This is a genomic window from Neptunicoccus cionae (assembly GCF_014643735.1).
Taxonomy (GTDB): domain Bacteria; phylum Pseudomonadota; class Alphaproteobacteria; order Rhodobacterales; family Rhodobacteraceae; genus Amylibacter; species Amylibacter cionae.
On record NZ_BMKA01000002.1, the window covers coordinates 935,034 to 958,862 of the forward strand.

Annotated in this window: 21 protein-coding genes; 11 read left to right on the top strand and 10 right to left on the bottom strand. The window is 55.0% G+C overall.

Annotated elements, in window-relative coordinates:
- Nucleotide 1 precedes the first annotated feature (1 nt).
- Nucleotides 2-2,623, bottom strand: coding sequence for a DNA mismatch repair protein MutS (mutS, locus tag IEX10_RS09775; protein WP_188674733.1), 2,622 nt, complete (start codon nucleotides 2,621-2,623; stop codon nucleotides 2-4).
- A gap of 170 nt (nucleotides 2,624-2,793) precedes the next feature.
- On the opposite strand from mutS, the gene IEX10_RS09780 reads away from it, so the two are divergent.
- Complete coding sequence (locus tag IEX10_RS09780; RefSeq protein WP_188673997.1) at nucleotides 2,794-5,055, top strand: NADP-dependent malic enzyme; 2,262 nt, start codon at nucleotides 2,794-2,796, stop codon at nucleotides 5,053-5,055.
- Nucleotides 5,056-5,164: 109 nt separating this feature from the next.
- Here IEX10_RS09780 and dnaJ read toward each other — a convergent pair whose 3' ends face one another.
- Both dnaJ and dnaK read right to left on the bottom strand, forming a co-directional pair.
- Complete coding sequence (gene dnaJ / locus IEX10_RS09785; protein WP_188674000.1) at nucleotides 5,165-6,322, bottom strand: molecular chaperone DnaJ; 1,158 nt, start codon at nucleotides 6,320-6,322, stop codon at nucleotides 5,165-5,167.
- A gap of 68 nt (nucleotides 6,323-6,390) precedes the next feature.
- Entirely contained in the window at nucleotides 6,391-8,322 is a 1,932-nt protein-coding gene (gene dnaK / locus IEX10_RS09790) for a molecular chaperone DnaK (protein ID WP_188674003.1), read from the bottom strand.
- Nucleotides 8,323-8,532: 210 nt separating this feature from the next.
- Here dnaK and IEX10_RS09795 point away from each other — a divergent pair, with 210 nt between their 5' ends.
- Nucleotides 8,533-9,144, top strand: a complete 612-nt coding sequence (locus IEX10_RS09795) for an alpha-ketoglutarate-dependent dioxygenase AlkB family protein (protein WP_188674006.1) — start codon at nucleotides 8,533-8,535, stop codon at nucleotides 9,142-9,144.
- A 1-nt stretch (nucleotide 9,145) separates the two neighbouring features.
- Here IEX10_RS09795 and IEX10_RS09800 read toward each other — a convergent pair whose 3' ends face one another.
- Entirely contained in the window at nucleotides 9,146-9,970 is an 825-nt protein-coding gene (locus IEX10_RS09800) for an ABC transporter permease (protein ID WP_229678497.1), read from the bottom strand.
- Nucleotides 9,971-10,093: 123 nt separating this feature from the next.
- Here IEX10_RS09800 and cysQ point away from each other — a divergent pair, with 123 nt between their 5' ends.
- The 8 genes from cysQ (at nucleotide 10,094) to IEX10_RS09840 (ending at nucleotide 19,409) form a co-directional block, all read left to right on the top strand.
- Entirely contained in the window at nucleotides 10,094-10,891 is a 798-nt protein-coding gene (gene cysQ / locus IEX10_RS09805) for a 3'(2'),5'-bisphosphate nucleotidase CysQ (protein ID WP_188674009.1), read from the top strand.
- 3 nt (nucleotides 10,892-10,894) lie between these two features.
- Nucleotides 10,895-11,680, top strand: coding sequence for a 3-deoxy-manno-octulosonate cytidylyltransferase (locus IEX10_RS09810; protein WP_188674012.1), 786 nt, complete (start codon nucleotides 10,895-10,897; stop codon nucleotides 11,678-11,680).
- Nucleotides 11,677-12,921: a glycosyltransferase family 2 protein gene (locus IEX10_RS09815; protein WP_188674015.1), complete on the top strand. Its 1,245-nt coding sequence runs from the start codon at nucleotides 11,677-11,679 to the stop codon at nucleotides 12,919-12,921. Before IEX10_RS09810 ends, IEX10_RS09815 begins: the two co-directional genes overlap by 4 nt.
- 115 nt (nucleotides 12,922-13,036) lie before the next feature.
- Nucleotides 13,037-13,930 (top strand): UTP--glucose-1-phosphate uridylyltransferase GalU, encoded by an 894-nt coding sequence (galU, locus tag IEX10_RS09820; RefSeq protein WP_188674018.1) that lies wholly within the window; start codon nucleotides 13,037-13,039, stop codon nucleotides 13,928-13,930.
- 70 nt (nucleotides 13,931-14,000) lie between these two features.
- Complete coding sequence (locus IEX10_RS09825) at nucleotides 14,001-15,236, top strand: glycosyltransferase family 4 protein (RefSeq protein ID WP_188674021.1); 1,236 nt, start codon at nucleotides 14,001-14,003, stop codon at nucleotides 15,234-15,236.
- A gap of 7 nt (nucleotides 15,237-15,243) precedes the next feature.
- Nucleotides 15,244-16,254: a glycosyltransferase family 2 protein gene (locus IEX10_RS09830; RefSeq protein WP_188674024.1), complete on the top strand. Its 1,011-nt coding sequence runs from the start codon at nucleotides 15,244-15,246 to the stop codon at nucleotides 16,252-16,254.
- Nucleotides 16,255-16,256: 2 nt separating this feature from the next.
- Nucleotides 16,257-17,951, top strand: a complete 1,695-nt coding sequence (locus tag IEX10_RS09835; protein WP_188674027.1) for a DUF5927 domain-containing protein — start codon at nucleotides 16,257-16,259, stop codon at nucleotides 17,949-17,951.
- Entirely contained in the window at nucleotides 17,952-19,409 is a 1,458-nt protein-coding gene (locus IEX10_RS09840) for a sulfotransferase family 2 domain-containing protein (RefSeq protein ID WP_188674029.1), read from the top strand.
- Between the two features lies 1 nt (nucleotide 19,410).
- Here the strand turns inward: IEX10_RS09840 and IEX10_RS09845 are convergent, their stop codons facing one another.
- The 6 genes from IEX10_RS09845 to IEX10_RS09870 form a co-directional block, all read right to left on the bottom strand.
- Nucleotides 19,411-19,875, bottom strand: a complete 465-nt coding sequence (locus IEX10_RS09845) for a PTS sugar transporter subunit IIA (protein WP_188674032.1) — start codon at nucleotides 19,873-19,875, stop codon at nucleotides 19,411-19,413.
- 27 nt (nucleotides 19,876-19,902) lie between these two features.
- The gene (gene hpf / locus IEX10_RS09850; protein WP_188674035.1) at nucleotides 19,903-20,472 is read right to left on the bottom strand and encodes a ribosome hibernation-promoting factor, HPF/YfiA family; all 570 of its coding nucleotides are present in this window, start codon (nucleotides 20,470-20,472) and stop codon (nucleotides 19,903-19,905) included.
- Between the two features lie 242 nt (nucleotides 20,473-20,714).
- Nucleotides 20,715-21,467 carry an LPS export ABC transporter ATP-binding protein gene (gene lptB / locus IEX10_RS09855; protein ID WP_188674039.1) on the bottom strand — a complete coding sequence of 251 codons (753 nt, stop codon included), beginning with the start codon at nucleotides 21,465-21,467 and terminating at the stop codon, nucleotides 20,715-20,717.
- Nucleotides 21,464-21,958 (bottom strand): LptA/OstA family protein, encoded by a 495-nt coding sequence (locus tag IEX10_RS09860; protein WP_188674041.1) that lies wholly within the window; start codon nucleotides 21,956-21,958, stop codon nucleotides 21,464-21,466. The genes lptB and IEX10_RS09860 overlap by 4 nt, the downstream gene beginning before the upstream one ends.
- Before the next feature lie 14 nt (nucleotides 21,959-21,972).
- Nucleotides 21,973-22,512, bottom strand: coding sequence for an LPS export ABC transporter periplasmic protein LptC (gene lptC / locus IEX10_RS09865; protein WP_188674044.1), 540 nt, complete (start codon nucleotides 22,510-22,512; stop codon nucleotides 21,973-21,975).
- Between the two features lie 104 nt (nucleotides 22,513-22,616).
- Nucleotides 22,617-23,228 carry a ribonuclease D gene (locus IEX10_RS09870; RefSeq protein WP_188674047.1) on the bottom strand — a complete coding sequence of 204 codons (612 nt, stop codon included), beginning with the start codon at nucleotides 23,226-23,228 and terminating at the stop codon, nucleotides 22,617-22,619.
- A gap of 87 nt (nucleotides 23,229-23,315) precedes the next feature.
- Between IEX10_RS09870 and IEX10_RS09875 the strand changes: the two genes are divergently transcribed.
- Nucleotides 23,316-23,786 (top strand): winged helix-turn-helix domain-containing protein, encoded by a 471-nt coding sequence (locus IEX10_RS09875; protein WP_373287463.1) that lies wholly within the window; start codon nucleotides 23,316-23,318, stop codon nucleotides 23,784-23,786.
- Nucleotides 23,787-23,829 lie beyond the last annotated feature (43 nt).

Below are 23,829 nucleotides of genomic sequence, written 5' to 3' on the forward strand. Positions count from 1 at the left end.
CTTAGCTGCCCAGCGTTTCTTTCAACTGATAGACCAGAGAAAGCGCCTCTTTTGGCGACAGGTCATCGGGCAACACTTCTCCCAATATCTCTTCCACCTTGGACTGTTTCACAGGCTGCGGCGGCGCTTGTGGTTTCACGGCAAACAGCGGCAGGTCCTCAAACAGTGTCTTGGCCTTATTCCCGTCTTCTCTGTCACCTTTTTCCAGCGCCTCTAGCACCACACGGGCCCGTTCCACCACGCTTGCAGGAAGCCCCGCAAGTTGTGCCACCTGCACACCATAGCTGCGATCTGCGGCGCCCTGACGGACTTCGTGGAGGAAAATGATATCACCCTCCCATTCCCGCACCGCAATCGTTGCGTTCATCAGATGGTCCAGCTTGGAAGAAAGCTGCGTCAGTTCGTGATAATGGGTGGCAAACAGCGCGCGGCATTTGTTGCCTTCGTGCAGATGCTCCAACGTGGCCCAAGCGATCGACAGACCGTCATAGGTCGCCGTTCCGCGCCCGATTTCATCCAGAATAACCAGTGCATTCTGGTCTGCTTGGTTGAGAATTGCAGCCGTTTCAACCATTTCAACCATAAAGGTAGACCGCCCCCGCGCCAGATCGTCCGATGCGCCGACACGGGAAAATAACTGCGACACAAGCCCGATTTCCGCCTGATCCGCCGGCACATAAGATCCCATCTGCGCCAGCACTGCAATCAGCGCGTTCTGCCGCAGGAAGGTGGATTTACCGGCCATGTTCGGACCCGTCAGCAACCACAGCCGCTTGCTGTCTTGCGCATCTGACAAGTCACAATCATTGGCCACAAAACTGCCGCTGGCCTGTTTGCGCAGGGCTGCATCGACAACCGGATGGCGTCCTGCGGTGATCTTGAAGCGGCGGTCATCGGAAACCGCAGGGCGGGTCCAATCCTCGGACAGGGCCAGTTCGGCCAACGCCGCTTGCAAATCCAGTTCCGCGATGGACTTTGCCGCCTGACCAATTTCTGCGCCCTGCGACACGATTTGTTCAGACAGTTCGCTATAAACTTCCCGCTCGATTTCCAGCGCACGGCCGCCCGCGTTCAGGATTTTGGTTTCCAGTTCAGACAATTCCAACGTGGTGAATCGCACCGCATTCGCTGTGGTCTGGCGGTGAATAAACGTATCGGACAGGGGCGCGGCCAGCATTTTGGGCGCGTGGGTTGCAGGCGTTTCAATGAAATACCCCAACACATTGTTATGCTTAATCTTTAGCGCGGTCACACCCGCCAGTTCCGCATAGTCCTTTTGCAGCCCGAGGATCACCTTACGACCCTCATCCCGCAGTGTGCGGGCCTCATCTAGATCAGCGCGATAGCCGCTGGCCGTGAAACCGCCGTCCCGCGCCAGCAGGGGTGGTTCCTCAACTAGACGTTCGTTCAGAAAGCCGATCAGATTGCCGTGCCCCGCCAGCGCTTGCCGTGCATCGGCCACCAGATCCGGCAGATCATGCGCCCCGATCAGATCGAAAATTGCCTGCGCAGATGTCAGACCGTCCCGAATTGCGGCTATGTCCCTTGGTCCGGCGCGCTCCAACGACAGGCGCGTCAGGGCGCGGTCCATGTCCGGGGTCTTGCGCAATGTTTCACGCAAATCGTTCTTAACCTGCTGGTTATCAACAAAGAAACTGACAGCATCCAACCGCCCGCGCACGGTTCCCAGATGCCGCGAGGGATTGTTTAGCCGCGTTTCCAGCAGCCGCGCACCTGATCCGGTAATGGTCTTGTCGATCACCGAAAGCAACGCGCCGGTGCGGTCTCCACTGATGGTGCGGGTCAGTTCCAGATTGCGCCGTGTCGCTGCATCAATCCGCATAGAGGTGTCTGTCGCCTCGGCCACGGGCGGTTTCAGCAGCGGTAATTTTCCCTTCTGGGTGATATGCAGATAATCCACGATCGCGCCCATGGCCGCCAGTTCTACACGGGCAAAATTGCCAAAAGCATCAAGCGATTTCACGCCAAACAATCCGGTCAGCCGATCCCCTGCCGCCGTACTGTCAAAGCTTGCACGGGCCAGTTCGGTTACAGCGGCGCCGGTTTCTTCAATCGTGTCCCGTAGCCAGTTGTCAGGGCTGTCCCCCACCAGAACCTCGCGCGGGGCAAGACGGGCGAGCAGCGGCGAAAGCCCGACAGTCGGGCAGCTTTGGACGTGAAAGTCACCGGTGGACACATCCACCCAAGCCAGCGCCGCGCTGTCGCGGATGCTTGCAAAGGCGCAGAGAAAGTTATGCTGACGGGCATCAAGCAGACTGTCCTCGGTCAAGGTACCGGGTGTCACCAACCGGACCACACCCCGTTTCACAACAGATTTAGAGCCGCGCTTCTTCGCCTCGGCAGGGTCTTCAAGTTGTTCGCAAACCCCCACACGAAACCCTTTGCGGATGAGCGTCAGCAGATAGTTTTCCGCCGCATGAACCGGAACGCCGCACATGGGAATGTCCTGCCCTTGATGCTTGCCCCGTTTGGTTAGCGCAATGTCCAGCGCTTGTGCGGCCATGACTGCATCGTCAAAGAACATCTCGTAGAAATCACCCATGCGATAGAACAGCAGGGCGTTGGGGTATTCGGCTTTTATTTCCAGAAATTGCGCCATCATGGGCGTCACTGCGCCTGTTTCTGTTGCCACGGCCTGATACTCCCCGTTGAAATTTCGGGGAAGATACCGAAGGGGGCGAGGCGTGAAAAGGACAAACGCGCAGGAGTGTTGTGTGAGTGTGGCGAACTCGGTAACACTGGCGTCTCACAGCGCAAGGACCGACCCGAGACATGACCAAGAACAACAAGATTACCGACGCAGAGGCGCTGGCCTATCATCTGGAACCAACCCCCGGCAAGCTGGAGGTCGTTCCGACCACCGCCATGACCACACAGCGCGATCTGTCGCTGGCCTATTCTCCGGGCGTTGCGGTGCCGGTTCAGGCCATCGCGGACAATCCCGAGTTGGCTTACGACTACACCAGCAAGGGAAATATGGTGGCGGTGATCACCAACGGCACGGCCATATTGGGGATGGGGAATCTTGGGGCGCTTGCCTCTAAACCGGTGATGGAAGGGAAATCCGTCCTGTTCAAACGCTTTGCCGACGTGAACTCCATTGATCTGGAACTGGACACCGTAGACCCTGACGCCTTTATCAATGCTGTGAAACTGATGGGGCCGTCCTTTGGCGGGATCAACCTTGAAGACATCAAAGCGCCGGAATGTTTCATTATCGAACAACAGCTTAAAGAGCTGATGGACATCCCCGTGTTTCACGATGACCAGCATGGCACAGCGGTGATCTGTGCGGCGGGTCTGCTGAATGCGCTGCATATCAGCAAGAAAAAGATTGAGGACGTGAAGATCGTCCTGAACGGTGCAGGTGCCGCTGGTATCGCCTGTGTCGAACTGATCAAGGCGATGGGCGCGCGGTCGGAAAACTGCATTACCTGTGACACGAAAGGCGTGATCTATCAGGGCCGCACCGAAGGCATGAACCAGTGGAAATCGGCCCATGCGGTAAAAACCGACCTGCGCACGCTGGAAGAGGCGATGGTCGATGCGGATGTGTTCCTTGGCGTGTCGGCCAAAGGTGCCGTGACCGAAAAGATGGTGGCCAGCATGGCGCCCAATCCGGTTATTTTCGCCATGGCCAACCCTGACCCCGAGATCACCCCCGAAGAGGCCCGCGCCGTGCGTCCTGATGCGATCGTGGCGACAGGGCGCTCGGATTATCCCAACCAGATTAATAACGTGCTGTGCTTTCCTTACCTGTTCCGCGGGGCACTGGATATTAACGCACGTGCGATCAACGATGAAATGAAAATTGCCTGTGCGCAGGCTTTGTCCGATCTCGCCCGCCAAGAGGTGCCGGACGAAGTGGCGATGGCCTATGGCAAGAAGCTGGTGTTCGGACAGGATTACATTATCCCGACACCTTTCGATCCGCGCCTGATTCACGTGATCCCGCCAGCCGTCGCCAAGGCAGGGATGGATACGGGGGCCGCGCGGCGGCCGATTGTGGATATTGAAGCTTATGAACTGGCGTTGAAGTCCCGTCTGGACCCTGCTGCATCCATCCTGCAATCGCTTTATGTGCGGGCCAAGAACGCGCAGGCAACGATGATCTTTGCTGAAGGCGATGATGAACGGGTTCTACGGGCAGCCGTGGCCTATACCCGTAACGGTATGGGCAAAGCGGTCGTTGTGGGCCGTGTGGATGAGGTCCGCGAAAAGCTGACAGCAGCGGGTATGCCGGACGCTTTTGACGAAATCGAAGTGACCAACGCTGCCCTGACGGATGAATTGGAAACCTACAAAGCGTTTCTTTACAAACGGTTGCAGCGCAAAGGCTATACTGAAAAGGACGTGCATCGTCTGGCATCCCGTGACCGTCATGTGTTTTCTGCGCTGATGCTGGCCCACGGGCATGGTGACGCGATGATCACGGGCGCTACCCGTAAATCCGCCCAGATCATGGAGCTGCTGAACCATGTGATTGACGCGAAACCTTCTGACGGGGCGGTCGGTGTTACGGCGGTGTTGCTGCGCGGGCAGATGGTATTTGTGTCTGATACGCTGTCCCACGAATGGCCCGAGGCGAGCGACCTTGCGGACATCGCCGAACGCTCTGCCAGTGTTGCGCGAAACATGGGGCTGGAGCCGCGCGTGGCTTTTGCCAGCTTCTCCAACTTTGGGTATCCGGTCTCGGAACGGGCGACCAAAATGGAAGACGCCGTTGCGGTGCTGGATGGTCGGGGTGTTGATTTTGAATACGACGGAGAGATGACAGCGGATGTGGCTTTGAATGCAGAGTTGATGAAACAATATCCGTTCTGCCGCCTTTCCGGTCCTGCGAATGTTCTTGTTGTGCCTGCGCGACACTCTGCTTCGATCTCGGTTAAGATGCTACAACAGATGGGCGGTGCGACCGTCATCGGGCCGATCCTTGCGGGCATCGACCAGCCGGTTAAGATTTGTTCTGTCACCTCTACCGTGAATGACATTCTGAACATGGCCGTAATGGCCGCCTGTCGTGTCGGTGGCTAGGGCGTTACACGTCTGATACTGCCCAGCACGACGAGAGAGCATAAAAAAACGGCCCTGAAATCGCTTCAGGGCCGTTTTTATTTAGTTTTTACCGATTAAGAACAGAGGGTTAGCCCTTCATTCCTTCCCAGAATGTCTTGACCTTCCCGAAGAAATTAGTGCTCTCCGGACTGTTGTCTTCGGACAGTTCTTCAAACTCTCGCAGCAGTTCTTTCTGCTTTGAGGTCAGATTCACTGGTGTTTCCACTGCCAGTTCCAAGAACAGGTCGCCGGATTGGTTAGACCGCAGCGCAGGCATACCTTTGCCGCGCAGACGCATCTGTTTGCCGGATTGGCTGCCTGCTGGAACCTTCACGCGGGATTTGCCGCCGTCGATGGTTGGGACTTCGATCTCTCCGCCAAGGGCCGCTGTGGTCATGCTGACTGGCACGCGACAGAACAGGTTCGAACCTTCCCGTTCAAAGATTGGGTGATCCTCCACTTCGATAAAGATGTAGAAATCGCCAGTCGGTCCACCACGCAATCCGGCCTCTCCCTCACCGGCGAGCCGGATGCGGGTGCCGGTTTCGACACCGGCGGGAATGTTCACACCCAAAGAGCGTTCGCGCTGCTGCAAGCCGGAGCCGGAGCAGGCGTTACAAGGGTTGGTGATGATCTGCCCGCGTCCTGCACATGTCGGGCAGGAGCGTTCCACAGTGAAGAACCCTTGCTGTGCGCGGACCTTCCCCATGCCTGAACAGGTTGGACAGGTTGCAGGTTCAGCACCGCCTTCAGCACCGGAGCCTTCGCAGGTGTCACAGGCCACCGAACTGGTGACAGAGACATTCTGTTGCTTGCCGGTAAAAGCTTCTTCGAGGGAAATCGACAGGTTGTAGCGCAGGTCGGACCCGCGGGTTGCCCGCTGTCCACCGCCACGCCGTCCACTGCCGCCGCCCATGAAATCGCCGAACAGATCGTCGAAAACATCGGAAAATGCCGAGCCGAAGTCAGCGCCACCACCGGGATGGAAGCCACCCCCGCGTCCGCCGCCACCCATACCGTTTTCAAATGCGGCATGGCCATAACGATCATAAGCGGCTTTCTTGTCGCCGTCTTTCAGAACGTCATAGGCTTCGTTAACTTCTTTGAATTGTGCTTCTGCGTCGGGGTTGTCTTTATTGCGGTCCGGATGAAGCTCCATCGCTTTCTTGCGATAGGCCTTCTTCAGTTCCTGTTCAGACGCGCCTTTGGAAACACCCAGCAGGTCGTAGTAATCACGCTTTGCCATGTCGCCTCCGCGTTAACGCAGGCAGGGGGCGCAAACCCCCTGCCGCACGTTTGGCTGTCGGTTCACGATTAACGGTCGTTTTTACCCAGATCTTCGAAATCTGCGTCCACGATGTCATCATCAACCGGCTTTGGTTCGTCTTCACCACCGAAACCGCCTTCGGCAGCTTCACCGGAATTGCCAGCTTCCTCGGCTTGCGCCTTGTAGATGGCTTCACCCAGCTTCATGGCTGCTTCGGTCAGATCCTGTGAACGCGCCTGAATGGAAGAAGCGTTGTCGGTTTCCAGCGTTTCTTTCAGCGCTTTGATCGACAGTTCGATCACTTCAACAGTGGATGGATCCACCTTGTCGGAGTGCTCTTCCAGAGACTTCTCGGTGCCGTGGATCAGACTTTCAGCCTGGTTCTTGGCTTCGACAAGTTCCTTACGCTCTTTATCCGCTTCGGCGTTCTCTTCCGCGTCGCGCACCATTTGTTCGATATCGTCGTCGGACAAACCGCCAGACGCTTGGATCGTGATCTTGTGCTCTTTGTTTGTGCCCTTGTCCTTGGCGGACACGGACACGATACCGTTGGCATCAATATCAAAGGTCACTTCGATCTGTGGAAGGCCACGGGGTGCAGGCGGGATGTCTTCCAGATTGAACTGGCCCAGAATTTTGTTGTCTGCGGCCATTTCGCGTTCCCCTTGGAACACGCGGATGGTTACAGCGTTCTGGTTATCCTCAGCTGTTGAGAAGATCTGCGATTTCTTCGTCGGGATCGTTGTGTTGCGATCGATCAGGCGTGTGAACACACCGCCCAATGTTTCGATACCCAAAGACAGAGGTGTCACGTCCAGCAGAACAACGTCTTTCACGTCACCTTGCAGAACACCTGCCTGAATGGCAGCGCCCATGGCCACAACTTCATCAGGGTTAACGCCTTTGTGCGGCTCTTTCCCGAAGAACTTGGTCACTTCCTCGATCACTTTTGGCATACGGGTCATACCACCAACCAGAACGATCTCGTCGATGTCGCCTTTGGACAGGCCAGCATCTTTCAATGCGTCCTGACAAGGTTTCATGGTGCGTTTGATCAGGTCAGCCACCAGCGATTCCAGCTTCGCACGGGTCAGTTTCATAACCATGTGCAGCGGCTGGCCGGTTTTGCTGTCCATAGAGATAAACGGCTGGTTGATCTCTGTTTGCGAAGAAGAAGACAGTTCGATCTTGGCTTTCTCAGCGGCTTCTTTCAACCGTTGCAGAGCCATCTTGTCCTTGGACAGATCAACGCCGTTCTCTTTTTTGAACTCGGCAGCAAGGTATTCAACAATGCGCATGTCAAAGTCTTCCCCACCCAGCGCAGTGTCGCCGTTTGTGGATTTTACTTCGAACAGGCCTTCGTCGATTTCCAGAACGGAAACGTCGAATGTACCACCACCAAGGTCATAAACAGCGATGGTTTTGCCACCTTCTTTGTCTAAACCATAGGCAAGTGCCGCAGCTGTTGGTTCGTTGATGATGCGCAGAACATCCAGACCGGCGATTTTACCGGCGTCTTTGGTGGCCTGACGTTGGGCATCGTTAAAGTAAGCCGGAACAGTGATAACCGCTTCGGTTACGGATTCACCAAGATAGCTCTCGGCGGTTTCTTTCATTTTACCAAGGATAAAAGCGGATACTTGGGACGGGGAGTATTTCTCACCCTTCACTTCAACCCATGCGTCACCGTTACCGCCGTCTACAATGCTGTAGGGCAGGTGTTTCGCGTCTTTTTTGATCGCAGGGTCATTCACCGAACGACCGATCAGACGTTTGATCGCGAAGAGTGTGTTTTCAGGGTTCGTTACGGCCTGCCGTTTGGCAGCCTGACCGACAAGACGTTCGTCGTCGGTGAAACCAACAATAGAGGGTGTTGTGCGTGCGCCTTCGGCGTTTTCCACGACTTTCGGTTGCGAACCGTCCATGATTGCAACGCAGGAGTTCGTGGTCCCCAGATCAATACCAATTACTTTAGCCATCAGACTTCCTTTCTTGCGGCGATTATGGAACATGGCCCGCATTCGGCGCCGTCGTTCCATCCCATGTGTCAGCCCCTCCCATTAGGGGCGGCTTAGCATTGACGGTATATAGGAGGGTGATTGTCTGTCTGCAAGCATGTCGGTACGGAAAATTGCCTCAGTTTCTTTTGTTTTCTTGGCTGTGGCGGGACTGCATTATAGAAAACGGGCATGAAACTTGTGAAACCGCTCAATCTGCGGGGCTTTGAGATTTACAAATCCCTGCTGCCGCCGCCCGACCAACAGGCCATTCTGGATGACATCCGCGCAGTCACAGCGCAGGCGCCGATGTTTTCGCCGCTGACAGCTTGGGGGAAGCCAATGTCTGTGCGCATGTCCTCTGCGGGGAAATACGGCTGGTATTCGGACCGCAAGGGCTATCGCTATGAGCCTGCTCATCCCAATGGCACGCCTTGGCCTGCTATCCCGCAATCGGTGCTGGATGTCTGGCACGCGGTATCGGGAACGACGCGACAGCCGGACTGTTGCCTGATTAACCATTACACCGAAAAGGCGCGGATGGGGTTGCATCAAGACAAGGATGAACAGGATTTCGACTTTCCGGTGGTGTCGATTTCCTTAGGCGATGAGGGCCTGTTTCGCATCGGTGGGCTGGAGCGTAAGGGTAAAACCGAAAGCATCTGGCTGTCCTCGGGGGATGTTTGTGTCATGGGCGGCGCGGCGCGTCTGGCCTATCACGGAATTGACCGCATCCGCTTTGGCAGCTCCGGCCTGTTGAAAAACAACGGGCGCATCAATCTGACTTTGCGGGTGGTGGACTGACTTATTGCCGCTTGCCCCAGCTTTCTGACACGGTTTTACGACTGAAATGTTCCAGCATCATACCGATGCAGATCAGCACCAGTGACAAGTAAACCGCATAATCGAGCGTGGTTTTATGGGGCGTATAATTCACAAAAGCCGCGCCGCGGGCCTGATCAATGGTGTGAAACAGCGGGTTCCATGTGAAGAAAGCAAGCGTGCTGGCAGGCAGGGCATTGGCCAAAAACATCTTGCCGCTGAAAATCATATTCGCCCGCTTGTAAATTTGTTCGACAATTTTAACCGTTGAAGGCGCAAAAGGGCGCAGCGACAGAAAGATAATCCCGATCGCTACGCCGGAAAACCAAGCGATGAAGAAACACAGCGCGACCCGCTTCAGGTTATAAACGGTGAAGGGTTCGACAAGGACATTTGCCACGAATGTAATCACCATAACCGCCAGTACCTGCACATAAAGCGATGACAGCGCGCCCGATACGATCATCATAAAGGTGGTCACAGGCGCATGTTGCAACATGGGATTAACCGGCCCGCCGCCACTGACTGCGCTGATCGCTTTGTTATGGGTCAGGTACAGAAAAACGCCCGTCAGCACGTAAAGGATAAAGCTGCCCCGCACCGCAACGCCGCGCAGACCAAGGAAGGTGATCATCACATAAAAGAAGATCACAATCATCGCGGATTGCAGGATTTCCATCAAAAGGGCCTGCACCGCATTGCCCTTGGATTTGCGCACCTCGCGCACGGTGGTGTGGTAGACGAGTGTCAGAAACTCGAACCCGCCCATCGCGAGGCGTGAAAAAGAGGAATTCGGAACGGCGCTCATCTACTATGCCCAAAGGTTGCGAGTTTTAATCACTGCTTGCTGTTTTTCGTTCTAAGGACCATAAGGCTTCGGAATTTAAATCGCAAGAAATCGCTGTATTGGCGGCATCATAAGGGCATGAAAATGAATAAATCGGAAATTTCTTCAGTCATCCGCAAGCTGGCGATCGAAGCTGGTGAAAAGATCATGGAAATCTACGGCACTGATGACTTTGAAGTTAAATCAAAGTCGGACGAAAGCCCTGTGACGCTGGCAGATGAAACCGCAGACGCCCACATCTTTGCTGGTTTGCGTGCGGCTTTCCCCGATGCTGCGATTGTGACCGAAGAACAGTCGGACACACATTCCGAAGCCTCCGACACGTTTTTCATTGTCGACCCACTGGATGGCACCAAGGAATTTATCAAACGTCGCGGGGATTTCACGGTGAACATCGCCTACGTTGAAGCCGGTGTCCCAACCATGGGTGTGGTCTATGCCCCCGCCAAAAAACGCCTGTTCCTAACGGATGCCAACGGCAAATCTTTTGAAGAACAGGGCGACCACAAGGCAGATACCGCTGGTGAGATGAAACCGATTTCTGTGTCTACCCCGGATGAATCCGCACTGATCGTTGTGGCGTCAAAATCCCACCTGACAGATGAAACCAAAGACTACATCGGCAAATACAACGTTGCCGACAGCCGCAGCGCTGGTTCTTCGTTGAAGTTCTGTCTTGTAGCCACCGGCGAGGCGGATCTCTACCCGCGCGTTGGTCGCACGATGGAGTGGGACACAGCCGCAGGGCAGGCTGTATTGCTGGGCGCAGGCGGCAAGGTTGTCCGCTTTGACAACCACGAACCGCTGACCTACGGCAAACCGATCTTTGAAAACCCGTATTTCATCGCCTATGCTCCTGGAATAACGCTGCAAAAGGCCTGATCCATGTCCACTCTGGTTGTCATCCCCGCCCGCTATGCCTCTACCCGTTATCCGGGCAAGCCGCTGGTGGAATTGCGCGGGGCAACCGGCGTGGCCAAAAGCCTAATCCGGCGCAGCTGGGATGCTGCGATGAAAGTGCAAGGGGTGGACCGCGTTGTGGTGGCCACGGATGACGACCGGATCAAAGACGCCGCCGAAGCCTTCGGCGCGGAGGTGGTGATGACATCATCCGATGCGCGCAACGGCACAGAACGCTGCGCCGAGGTCATCGCCCAGCTTGGCGAAAGCTATGACATAGTGGCGAACCTACAAGGCGACGCGCCTTTGACGCCGCCGTGGTTTGTGGAAAAGCTGGTTGAAGGTCTGCAAAATGCGCCGGACGCCCATGTGGCCACACCAATTCTGCTCTGCTCGAAAGAGGCGCTGGCCTCCTTCAAGGAGGACCGCAAGAATGATCGTGTCGGCGGCACCACGGTCGTTTTTGATAAGGACAAGCGGGCGCTGTATTTCTCAAAGGAAGTCATCCCCTTTGCGCCTACGCTGGACGTTCTTGTTTATCATCATGTCGGCGTTTACGCCTACCGCCCTGCATCGTTGCGCGACTATGCTGCCTTGCCCGAAGGTCCGCTGGAAAAGCTGGAAGGGCTGGAACAGTTGCGCTTCATGGAAAACGGGTTGCATGTGCAATGCGTCGAGGTGGAAAATCCGGGTCAGGAATTCTGGGAGCTGAACAATCCCGAAGACGTCCCCCGCGTTGAAAAGTTTTTGGTGCAACTGGGGCTGGAATGAGCTTCGCCCCCCGTGTCAGCCTGATTATCGTCAGCCGGCACAGACCGGAGGCACTGAAACGGGTCGCGGCGTCTTTGCGGTTCCAGAGCTACACTAATTTCGAAGTTATCCTTGTTTCCGATGCACCGGACCGCAGCTTTCTTGCGGGTATCCCTGCATCGGAAAACATGCTGCATATTCCGTTTGATCAAGCCAATATTTCTGCCGCGCGCAATCTGGGGTTGGCCCATGCGCAGGGTGAAATCGTTGCCTTTTGTGATGACGATGCGGTGCCGGATCCGAACTGGCTGACGGCTCTGGTTCAACCCTTCAGCAACCCGACCATCGCGAGCGCTGGCGGCTTTGTACGCGGTCGCAATGGATTTTCGTATCAGTGGAAGGCGCTGCTATCGGACCTGCGGGGCGAAGATACGCCGCTTAACATCGACCAGACCTTGCCCTATGTCGAAGTGCCCTTTGACGGGGATAGATTTGCAAAGCTGCAAGGTACCAACTGCGCCTTCCGGCGGGATGCGCTTCTGGGGATTGGTGGATTTGACGAAGGGTTCCGATTCTATCTGGACGAAACCGATGTGTGCTTGCGACTGGCACAGGCCGGTCACAGCGCGGCATTCGTCAACGGCGCCGAGGTTCATCACGGGTTCGAAGAAAGCGCCTTGCGCTCTGCCGCGCGGGTGCCCCGTTCCCTGTTCGAAATCGGTGCAAGCAAGCGCCGGTATCTGGATAAATATTGTGCAGAAGAGCACGTTTTAGAGGCAGAGCAGCGATTTTTTTCCGACCAGAAAAAACGGTTGCTGCGTTTTATGGTGGAAGGGCGTTTGGAACCTCGCGATGTGCCGGCCTTGATGGGAACTCTGCGGGACGGGTTCAACACGATTCCAGAAATGGTGAAATCCTCTCATTTGGTGGCAGAGAGAGCCTTTGGCCCTTTAAATGCGGGTAAAAACCCCAAAGCGGTCGCGCTCGCAGGGGGGGTGTTGGCATCCCGTGCCTTGACCGAACGGGCGCAAGAACTTGCCAAGTGCGGCACGCCCGTGGTTGTCTTCCGGTTCGCGCGGAACAGCCTGTTTCACAGACGCTATTTCGATGAGCGGGGATTTTGGGTGCAGACTGGTGGGGTATTTGGTAGATCGTCGCGAACGGACCCGTTGTTCAGTTGGTGGACTCTCCGGCACCGAACACGTAGAGAACTGGAAAAATGTTACGTCGACTTCGGAGTCACCGAAACCCAGATATTTTAGAGATTTTCGTAATTTGGCCATACTGATGACTTAGAGGCCATTCTAAAATAGAATTAATAATGAACGAATAACAGCCGACGCGCGTTAATATGTGGTAAAGTCAAAGGGGCTTAAAGTGAAGAAAACAGTAACCAAGGCCATTTTCCCGGTAGCCGGACTCGGGACACGCTTCCTGCCAGCTACGAAGAGTATTCCAAAAGAAATCCTCTGCTTGGTGGACAAGCCGCTGATTCAATATGCGATCGACGAGGCGCGGGACGCCGGAATTGAGGAATTCATCTTCGTGACCTCGCGGGGCAAAGGCGCGCTTGAGGATTACTTTGACGGGGCGCCGCAGTTGGAACAAGCTCTGCGGGCAAAAAACAAATCCAAACTGCTAGACACATTGATGAAGTCCACAATGGACAGCGGTGAGATCGCTTATGTACGCCAGCGTGAAGCGCTTGGCCTTGGGCACGCGGTGTGGTGCGCTCGTCGGTTGATCGGGGATGAACCGTTCGCCGTGATCCTGACCGACGACGTCATCGCATCCGAACGGCCTGTATTGCAACAAATGGTCGAGGCCCACGAAAAAACCGGCGGTAACATCGTCGCTGCAATGGAAGTCGCGCCAAGCAAGGCTTCGGCCTATGGGTTGCTCGACATCAATGAAGATATGGGATCGCTCGTATCTGTCAAAGGCATGGTCGAGAAGCCGGAGCCCGAAGATGCGCCGTCCAATCTGGCTGTGATCGGGCGCTATATCCTGACACCTGAAATTATGCAGAACCTGGACACGCAAGAGCGTGGCGCGGGCGGTGAGATTCAGCTTACAGATGCGATTGCGAAGGAAATTTCCAATTCCGACAATGTTTTTGGCTTCCGCTTTGAAGGCACCCGCTATGACTGCGGCTCCAAGGCAGGGTTTCTGCAAGCAACAGTTGCTTTCGGTCTGGCCCGTGGCGATCTTAGCCAAGAATTCCTTGATTATCTGATCGAAACGGTTGAATGCCGCCGCGCGGCGCAATAATCGACGTGACGCAGTTGTTGCAAAGCCGGGGCATAAACCGCTCCGGCTTTGTTGTGTCAGGCACGTAAAGATGGCGCGATTTCTTCTTGATATTACGCGATTTATATCCCGGATCGGGCGGGGGCAGCCAACGGGTATAGATCGGGTTGAAATCGAATATATCCGTGAAATTGCGCGTCGGGATCGCAACGGCCTCGCGTTGGCACGGTTGGGAAAGACCTTTGTGCTGGTCCCGATTGATGCGGCAGTGTCGGCGTTGGGCCGGCTGGAACAGGGTAGGCCTGTCGGGCGATGGGGTGTCAAGGATGCCTTCCGTTTTAAGTTGCCGCAGGCAGAACGAAAGGCCCGCCAGTTCTTTCGCGCATCTGCTGTTCACTCGGGACGCGATCTAAAGACCTTGCTGCAGGGCGTCAGCCTAAGCGGTGTGGAATACGTTAATGTCGGCCACAGCAACCTTGCCCCGCTAGTTTTTGATGCTTTACGGAAATCCGGCGTTGCACGGATCACTGTGATGATCCACGACATGATCCCGCTCGATTTTCCACAATTCACCCGCAGGGCAATCCCTAAGCAGTTTGCTGAAAGAATGCAGGCTGCGGCGTGTTATGCGGATCGGATCATATGTAATTCCGCAGACACCGAAGCCCGCGTGACGCATTATTTTAGCGACTGGGGGTCGGGTGCAACAACGCTTGTCGCTCATCTTGGGGTCGAACCTCTGATCCCGCAGACACCGCCACAGGTGGACCCGCTGTCTTTTGTTGTGCTTGGCACAATCGAACCGCGCAAGAACCACAAAATTCTGTTTCAGGCGTGGGAGGAACTGGCGCGGGACCAGCCGACAGAGCGGATGCCGCGCCTTCATGTTGTCGGCAAACGTGGTTGGAACAATGCGCCGGTATTTGATTATCTGGACAAGGCAGCTTTGGCCAACGGCCCGATCGTAGAGCATACCAATCTGCGGGACGAACAGCTTTCCCAGCTGATTGCCAGCAGCGCGGCGTTGTTGTTTCCAAGCCATGCAGAAGGCTATGGCCTGCCTGCATTGGAAGCTGCACAATTGGGGGTGCCGGTGATCTGTTCGGATATTCCGGTGTTCCATGAAATACTCGGGAAGACAGCAAGCTACCTGCCGGTCGATGACGCAGTGCGCTGGGCGGAAACTGTGCGAAGTGTTGCAAATAGGACCACTGATTCACCCGCCAGAGCCGAAATCACTGATTTGCCACATGGAATTCCCACATGGCACTCACACTTTCGCCACGTTTTCGGGCATACTGATCCGGGCGATTTTATGGACGAGTAGTGCAGTCATGGGCTTGTGGAGCCGGTACAAATTACGGGTGGAGCGTCGTCGCAGACGTATCCGCGCGATGCGCAAGCGTCGTGAGCTGACCTGTGTTTTCGACCGCACAGGCCAGATCAACCCCCGTGACATTCTGGTATTTTCGACCCTGCGCAACGAAAAACCACGGCTTGCGTATTTCCTGAAATACTACCGCGATCTTGGCGTGGACCATTTCTTTTTTGTCGACAATGACAGCACTGATGGGGGCCGTGAATACCTCGCCGATCAGCCGGATGTCTCGCTATGGACGACGACGGCTTCTTACAAGCGCTCCAAATTCGGGGTGGACTGGCTGAACGGGCTAAAGAACAAATACGCGCACGGGCATTGGGTCCTTGTGGCCGATGTGGACGAACTTCTGGTTTATCCGTTTTGTGATACGCGGTCGCTTAAGGCGCTGACAGACTGGCTGGACGCGAGTTCGATAAAATCCTTTGGAACGATGCTGCTGGATATGTATCCCAAGGGTAAAATCCAGCATGCCCGCATCCGGGAAGGACGCAATCCGGTGAAAACCGCGCCCTATTTCGATGCCTCGAACTATTTCATCGAGCGAAACAACAAATACGGCAACCTGTGGATACAGGGTGGCCCAAGGATGCGCAGCTTTTTTAAAGACCGCCCCGCATTTTCCCCCGCGCTGAACAAGACGCCGCTGGTGAAATGGGCGCGGGGCTATGTTTATGTCAGCTCCACCCACACGCTGCTGCCTCGGGGGTTGAATCTCGTTTACGACGAATGGGGCGGGCAGAAACCTTGCGGGGTTTTGCTACACACCAAATTCATGAACACCTTTTCGGAGAAAGCCGAAGAGGAAATGAAACGCAAACAGCATTACGCAGCAAGTCGGGAATATCGCACCTATTTGAACCGGATGGATGGGGATCTAAACCTGTGGACCGAACAATCCAGCACCTATGAGAACTGGCAGCAGCTGGAAGATCTCGGGCTGATGTCGCGCGGGAACTGGATCTGATCATGCGCCTTGGATTTGTCGTTCTCGCCCACACGGATCTCTACCGCACCGCGCAGATGGTGCGACACCTTTGCGAACAGGATTGTGCCGTAGCGGTTCATATTGATAAAAAGGTGGAACCGGCAGAGTTTGATGCCTTTCAAAACGACCTCGAAGGGCTTGATAATATAGTCTTTCCTAAACGCACAGCCTGTGAATGGGGGGAGTTTTCCCTTGTTCAGGCCACGCTCGACAGCGCCGAGGCTTTGCTTAAGCTGTTTGAGGATGTCACCAACGTTCTGTTGATCAGCGGTTCCTGTTTGCCGATCCGCCCTGTCAAGCAGCTCAAGCGGTTTCTGACGCGTAATGTGAAGACGGATTTTATTGAATCCGTATCTGTGAAAAACAATTTCTGGGTCAAGGATGGACTGAACGAAGAACGGTTTACCATGTATTTCCCGTTTTCGTGGCGCACACAGCGGCGGCGGTTTGACAAGTTGGTTGCGTTGCAACGGCGCCTTGGGGTGAAGCGCAAGATACCCGAACCGCTAGTGCCCCATATCGGGTCGCAGTGGTGGTGTCTGACCGCCAAGACCCTGCGCGCGATTATTGATGATCCGAAACGGCCCTATTATGATGCCTATTTCAACTGGTCATGGATACCGGACGAAAGCTATTTCCAGACACTGGCGCGGCTTCATTCCGAAAAGGTATCTTCCCGTTCTCTGACTTTTTCCAAGTTCGATTACCTTGGTAAGCCCTTCGTGTTCTATGATGATCACCTCAAGGAACTGACCCAATCCGATTGTTTCTGGGCGCGGAAAATGTGGGTCGGGGCGGATCGGCTTTATGATAGTTTGCTTGATCCCAAACGGGCCAATCAATCCATGTCGCAGGCTGATCCCAAGGCCTTTGATGCCAAATTTGAAGAGGCTGACAAACGCCGGTGTGAAGGCGGCACGGGGCGGTTTCATCAAGGGCGCTTCCCCTATGACCGAGCGGAGCGCACTGGTGTTTCCGCTACACCCTACACGGTGTTTGTCGGCTTCAAAGGGCTCTATCAGGATTTCCCCGCATGGATCGGAAACTCCACCGATGCGCTGTCCCACGGCAGTGTGTTTGCCCGCAGCCATGTGGGCGGGCATGCAGTGGATGAAATTTTTGCTGGTAATCTTCCGGCAAATCCGGCCATTCGCAACCGGAACCCCAAGGGCTATCTCGCCAATCTTCTTTGGCCTGCGCGGGATCAACATCAATGTCTGCTGTATGATTTCCGCGACACCCCCCATATCTTGCAGACGCTGGCCCATGATCCGATGGCCCATATCGTGATGATCCGCCATTCGTGGTTGCTTAGCTTGCTGAACCGTCCCGCGAGTTTTGAAAATCAGGTGTCGAACGCGCGGCGCTTTCACCGGATTGAGCAGCGTTTCCTGCGAGAGTTCGCCAAACCCAAAGCTGTCGCCCATCTTCATACCATAGCGCTTGAAAATGCGGTGCATGATCCCTCCGGCGCGCTAGAGCAGGCAATCGCCCATATTCCGCGCAAAGCAAAACACCCGTTGAAACTTATGCCAGAGCGCGAAAATGTAGAGGGACTGGAGAACCTGACCCGCAAGCTGCGTGACCGTGGTCTGATGATCGAGTATGAGTTTCCGACGCGGTCCAAGACCAAAAAACAGGACGCGGCTTTTGAAAGGCCGTATGTGGTGAAGTAGATGGCAGGTCCATTCAAGTATTTTGTGTTGCTGGCGAACATGCGGACGGGGTCCAACCTGTTTGAGCAGAACATCCAGTTGTTCGACGGGTTTTCCTGCCACGGCGAACTGTTCAATCCCCATTTTATCGGTTTCCCGAACACGACAACGGCGTTCGGCGTGACAATGACAGAGCGAGAGGTGAAGCCCCAGAAGCTGATCAACCGGATGGTGGCTAAAGAAACCGACACTCTACCGGGCTTCCGTCTGTTTTCGGATCATGACCCGCGTGTTCTTGAACACTGTCTGAACGATCCGCAATGCGCCAAGATTGTCCTAACGCGCAATCCGCTCGATAGTTTTGTATCCCATGCCATCGCCAAAGCTACCGATCAGTGGAAGCTGACGGATGTCAGTAAACGCAAACTGGCGAAAGTGCATTTCGACTTTCTGGAGTTCAAATCCTATCTCACGCGATTGCAAAGCTATCTGACCCAGATCAAGCACAGCCTTCAGAAAAGCGGGCAGACGGCGTTTTATCTGGGGTACGACGATTTGAACAACGTGGAAATCTTCAACGGTCTGGCCCGATTTCTGGGGGAAGAAGCGCAGCTTAAACAGCTTGGCGATAAGATTGTTCGCCAGAATCCCGAAGGCCTGGAAGAAAAGGTCGAGAATTACGGCGAAATGGTGGACCAGCTGCGCCAGTTGGATCTTCTCAACACCGATGCTGTGCCAGTGCTTGAACCGGTGCGCAATCCGGGGTCGAAAAATTTTGTGGCGGGCCGTGAAGTGCCTTTGCTGTTTATGCCGATGGCGCGGGACGAACTGCCGGAAGTGGCGGATTGGCTAACTGCCCATCAATCCGGCGCAGGGGCTGTGCTGCGGGAAATGAACCAAAAGCAGCTTAACACTTGGCTGGCAGACACACCGGTCCGGCGGTCTTTCACGGTGATCCGACATCCGCTGGAACGGTCCTATGACGCATTTTACCATCACATCTTTTGTTCTGGCGACAAGATGTTCCCGTGGATACGTACGGCACTTGAAAACCACTATGGGGTCGATCTGCCGGACAAGCGTTCAACGGCAGAGCCGAACCGCACGGTACTGGAGAACTCCGGCTACTCAGCACAAACCCACGGGCGGGCGTTTCTGGGGTTTCTCGACTTTCTGAAGGGCAATCTTCAGGGGCAGACAAGGGCGCGGGTGGATCAATCCTGGGCCTCGCAGAATTCTATCCTACAGGGGTATGGTCGGCTGACCTTTCCTGATGTTCTGATCCGCTTTGAAAACCTGCCCGAAGAATTGCAACGCATCGAGGCGGACATGGGGCTTGACCCCAAACCGCTGCCCAAACCGGCAGCTACGGGCTATTGTTATGATCTCGGTGAGATTTACACAGAAGATATGGAAAAGCGCGCCAGAGATGTCTATGCGCGCGATTACCAGATGTTCGGTTTTTCCGACTGGGGCTAAATCAGGCCGCCTTGGATGTCGTCAGTTCTGTAAGAATGGAATAGAGCGTTTGCGGGTCGCTGTTGGCCCGCAACTTGCTGCAATTGTCTTCGCTACGCAGGGTTCGTGATACCATCGCCAGTGCCTTGAGATGCTCAGGGCTGTCATTGGCCGGGGCCAGCAGAGTGAAGATCAGGTCCACTGGTTGACGGTCCAGACTGTCGTAGTTCACAGGTTTTTCCAACCGGTAAAACAGGCCGACAATTCGGTCCAGAGTTTCAAAGCGGGCGTGCGGAATGGCAACGCCACGCCCCACGCCGGTTGTGCCCAGATTTTCGCGCGCTTGCAGAGCAGAAAACACCTCGTCGGCTTTTATGTCGTATACAGTTTCAGCCTGTTCCGAGAGGTTTTGAAGAAGTCGTTTCTTGCTGGAGGCACCTGCTGCGTAACGCACAGCCTTTGCATCCAATATTTCGGCCATTTTCATAACATGCCTCTGCTCTGCAATCCGGTTTTATTCCGGATCAATCCACCCGATGTTCCCGTCGGAACGCTTGTAGACCACATTCACCCTTTTTTGCCCTTCGTTCTGGAACACCAGAACATTTTCACCGGCAAGCTCCATCTGCATGACAGCCTCTCCGACGGACAGGGATTTGATCTTGGTCTGTGTTTCGGCAACAATAATTGGCTGAAGCGTATCAGGCTCAGCTGCATCATCCCCAACGTCTTCTTGAGCGAGGATATACGATGGAGCGCCGAATGTTTCAACTGGTGTCGCACGGTGGGAATGGTGATCTTTCAACCGGCGCTTGTACCGACGCAGTTGTTTCTCCATTTTTTCGCCACAGGCATCGAAGGAATCATAGATTTCATTGGCATGAGCCTTGGCATTAACCGTAAGTCCGGTTGACAGATGCACAGATGATTCGCAGACGAATTCATGTCTGTCTTTGGAAAACGTGATACTGGCCTCGGTAGGTCGCTCCGCGTATTTCTGAACAATAGCACCAAGCTCTTGTTTGACGTGGACCTGCAGTGAATCACCAATATCGATTTGTTTTCCGCTGATTTGATACCGCATGAAAGCTCCTTTCAAGAGATTACAGAGCAAAGCTCTGGCCGGGTGACGGTCACCCGTTTGATCGACCTGTGCAATGCGCACAGCACAAACGGGTCAGACTGCGGCAAAGCTGCGGTACTGAGGTATATGCGCCAGAATTGAAGGGACGATCATAATAATAATGTTAGTGCCAAGTTCTGAGTCTGGCAACTTTTATACGTCACAAATTTGCGATAGTCGGATTTGCTGGCAAAATGTAGCCGTCAGATACGGAACTCTTCGCCCAGATAAACGCGGCGCACATCGTCATTCCGGACCACTTCATCGGGCGTACCGGACATCAAAACGGAGCCGTTATAAAGGATGTAGGCGCGGTCGATGATCTCTAGTGTTTCGCGCACGTTGTGATCGGTGATCAAAACGCCAATGTCGCGGTTCTTCAGCTGGGCGACAAGGGTGCGGATATCGCCCACGGCAATCGGGTCCACGCCAGCAAAGGGTTCGTCGAGCAGCACATAATTCGGATTGCCTGCAAGACAGCGGGCGATTTCAACACGGCGACGTTCCCCGCCGGACAGGGCGACCGCAGGGCTGTCTCGCAGACGTGTGACGGAAAACTCTTCCATCAACTGCTCGGTCCGTTCGCGCCGTTTGGATTTCTCCGGCTCCCACAGCTCCACAACCGATCCGATATTCTGTTCCACGTTCATACCGCGAAAAATGCTGGCTTCTTGTGGCAGATAGCCAAGCCCGATCCGCGCGCGGCGGTACATTGGCAGGTTGGTAACATCGCGCCCGTCGATTGTGACAGTGCCAGTGTCCGCAGCGATCAAACCGGCGATGGAATAAAAACTGGTGGTCTTGCCTGCCCCGTTTGGCCCAAGCAGGGCTACGACCTCGCCACGGTTCAGACGCATGGAAACGTCCTTAAGAACCTTACGCTTCTTGAAAGCTTTGCTTAGCCCGACAACCGAAAGACCGGTGGACTGCGGATCAGGTTTTCTGGTTTGGGTCATTGATCAGTCTTGGGTACAAACACTGTTTTGACGTTGCCGTTCATGGTGCCCCGATTGCTATTGAGATCAAGCGAGAGCGCATCACCGGAAATCGCATTCACGCCTTGTACCAGTACCACGTCACCGGCGAGATTCACCGTGCCGCTGCCAACAATATATGTCCCGCTTTGGGCTTCGGCGATTTCAGAGCCATTGGTGAACATCACGTTTGTGGTGGCCTCGATCCGTTCTATCGCGCTTTGGGCGGCATTGTAATGCACGCGGATTCTGTTGGCGGAAAAGATGAGCTCCCCTTGTACCACACGGGCATTACCCTCAAACGTTGCAGAGTTGGAGTCCTGTTCCACGGTCAGGCTATCAGAGGTCACTTCCACCGGTTGACTGCCGTCTACCTCAATCGGGCTAAGCGCGATACCGGTGCCCTGTGCCTGTGTCAGGCTGGCTGAACCGATCAGGATCACTGTCAAAAGACATCTGGTTATATGGCGCATAATTCCCCCCGATCCTATTTTTTCTTGGGTTTGTATATCAGTTTAACACCATTGTTAAACATAAGAACCGCCCGACCGGCGGGATTAACGTCCAGATCCTGCCGCAGCTCCATTGCGCCAGAGTCAATAGAACCGATTGGCCCCTCGGCATGGACTGGCCCGTTGCTGGTAATATTGCCAGTTTCAAAGTTGACTTCCAGATTGCTGCTGGTCGCCGTATAACCGTTTGTGGTGTGCAGATCGACGTTTTCTGTCAGGGCAGCCGTGGATGACACAAGGTCCAACGCACCAGCGCCTGCATTGGTGCGCATGGTGTTGCCGTTCTGAAAACTGATGGTGGCGCGGGGCTTGTTCAACTCCACGTGTTGCGGCTTCACGCCGTCCGGCAAAGCCCATTCCGCCGAAATGGAAAAGGCATCACCGGATTTCGTCACGCCGGAAAAATGCGGATTGGTAATCTTCTGCCCCACCGCCAGTTCTGCCAGCGTGGCATCCGCAATAATCAGGCCTTCCCGCAGCTTGCTGGTGTTGGAGAGCACAAAAATGCTCGCCATTAGGAGGAGTGCCAGAATGGGAAACACCCATTTCAGCACTCTTACAAGGCGCGAATATCCGTCACGCTCTGCTACTCCGACAGTGGGTTCCTGACTTTCCAAGGTTAATGCGCGAAAATATCGGTTTCAGGCCAGCCCATCAGGTCCAGCGCACCACGGTGGGGCAGGAAGTCAAAACAGGCTTTGGCAATTTCGGTGCGTCCTTCACGGGCGAGCCGTTTGTCCAGTTCCTCTTTCAGGCGGTGCAGGTAAAGCACATCCGAAGCCGCATAATCCAGTTGCGCCTTGGTCAGTTCCGCCGCACCCCAGTCAGAGCTTTGTTGCTGTTTGGAAATATCCACACCCAGTAATTCCTGCGTCAGGTTCTTTAGCCCGTGACGGTCGGTGTAGGTGCGCACCAGTTTCGACGCGATTTTGGTGCAATACACAGGCGAGGTCCGCACCCCAAAGCGGTTTTCCATCACGGCAATATCAAAGCGGCCAAAGTGGAACAGTTTCAACTGTTCGGGATTGGCGAGCATCCGGCACAGGTTGGGCGCTTCGGTCTGATCCTGCGCGATCTGGACCATATGAGCGTTGCCGTCCCCTGCGGAAAGCTGCACCAGACACAGACGGTCACGGTTCGGGATCAGCCCCATAGTTTCGCTGTCGATTGCCACAACCGGACCCAGATCCAGATCGTCGGGCAAGTCCCCGTGGTGCAGATGGTTTGTCATAGGTTTCCCTTATCAGATTTGCAGAGCATGACGCCCAATACAGAAAATAGTCGTGATCCACAAAGGTTAAAGTCGTGCGGCGGGATCATGCCAATTGCCGCGACGGCGTGGCATAAGGCGATTGGTCTTGCCGTGGGGGGCAGGGTGCGGGATGATCCGGCCATGACCAAACCTGCACTGACCCGATCGAATACTGTCACAGCTGACGCCCGACTACGCCTTAGGGTGGTGTTTGATGATGGCGTACGGCTTGGCCCCGGCAAGGCAGATTTGTTGGGCTTGATTGACGAACACGGGTCCATTGCGGCCGCAGGCCGCGCCATGAAAATGAGCTATAAGCGCGCTTGGATGCTGGTCGAAGAAATGAATGCAGCGTTCCAAAATCCCCTGGTGGAAAGTTCCCGTGGGGGCAGTCACGGCGGCGGTGCCCGTCTGACGGCAACAGGGCAAGAGGTGCTGAAAGCCTATCGCGGGATGGAAGAACGTCTGAGCGCCGAGGCCACGCAAGAGCTGGCGTTTCTGACAGGCTTGCGCGTCGATGTGTCTGGCGGGAAATAACGATTGTCAAAGCCGACCGCCTCGTGCGATATTTCCCGCTGTA